This is a genomic window from Bacillus sp. GMa5/1 (genome assembly GCF_050172015.1).
GTDB classification, from domain to species: Bacteria; Bacillota; Bacilli; order Bacillales; family Bacillaceae_G; genus Bacillus_A; species Bacillus_A cereus.
In genome coordinates, this window is sequence record NZ_JBNLYC010000405.1 from 1 (window position 1) to 1,247 (window position 1,247).

The window sequence follows — 1,247 nt, forward strand, 5'->3', positions numbered from 1 at the left end:
TATACATGTTATTACACTTGTGATTGAATTAATTACTAAAATCTTTTTAATCGTAAAAAATCAATTATTTTTAGGCTGATAGCCGTACCTAATCTTTTACAATTTACTCATTCTTTTTGTTCTGTAATATTAAATTTTGAAACCAATTCCGTTAATTCTTCCACCTTTTCTTTCATTTTGTTGGATTGGATTGATATTTGTTCAATTGATACGGCCTGTGATTGAATTGAATTTACAGTTTGAAGAGTCTCCTTTTTCACATCCGTTGCAGTTTCAGAAACTAGCGAAAGAGAAGCATTTACTTCTTCTGTACCAGCAGACATCTCTTCTGTCGCTGCGGATACTTCTTGAATTTGACCTGTAATCTTATCAATATCTCTCATAATAGACAAGAAGGTTTGATTCGCTTTGTAAGCAGCTTCTTTTCCTTCTACTGCCTTTTGTTGTCCTTTTTGCATGACATTAACTGTATCTTGGGTATCTTTTTGAATGGATTTTATTAAATGATTAACTTCTTTTGCAGATTCTTTAGATTGCTCAGCCAAGTCTCGAACTTCTGCGGCAACCACTGCAAATCCTTTCCCATTCTCTCCAGCACGTGCCGCTTCAATAGCGGCATTTAAGGCAAGAAGATTCGTTTGTTCGGCAATATTAGTAATTGCAGCGAGAGCTGTATCAATCTGTTGTGTACGTGTAACAAGTTTATTTATTACTTTTGATGTTTCCTCGACAACATCATGCACACTATTCATTTGAAGAATAGAGTGATTTATCACTTCACTACCGATATTTATTCGTTCTGTAGTCGTTACTGCTACCTCAGCGACTACTGCTGAAGATTCAGCTACAGTTTGCACCCCGGTTGTAATTTCTTCCATTGAGGATGAGCTCTCCTGAATACTAGTTACCTGTCCTTCTATTTTTGTTTTTACTTCTAAAACAGTCTGTACAACCTCATTTGAAATACTAGACGCTCGATTTGTATCTTGTAATACACCCTCCGTAGTAAAAATAACCTCTTGTGTTGTCATCTTAACATTCGCAATTAATTGTTGAAGGTTATCTAACATACTATTAAAAGACTGAACAATATGCCCTAATTCATTATTTGCTTTATAAGGAGTACGTGTTGTTAAATCTCCAGCTGCTACTTTTTCCATATCATTTTGTAGTAATGCAAGTGGTTTTCGGATAGTTAATTTAATAACATATCCAATTAATATAATTATTAAAATTGCTAAAATCGA

Annotated in this window: 1 protein-coding gene; it reads right to left on the bottom strand. The window is 34.2% G+C overall.

The annotated features are described in order from the left end of the window. Positions 1-107 precede the first annotated feature (107 nt). Positions 108-1,247 (bottom strand): methyl-accepting chemotaxis protein (locus ACQGSG_RS29020; protein ID WP_426948754.1); only part of this gene is annotated, 1,140 nt, incomplete at its 5' end.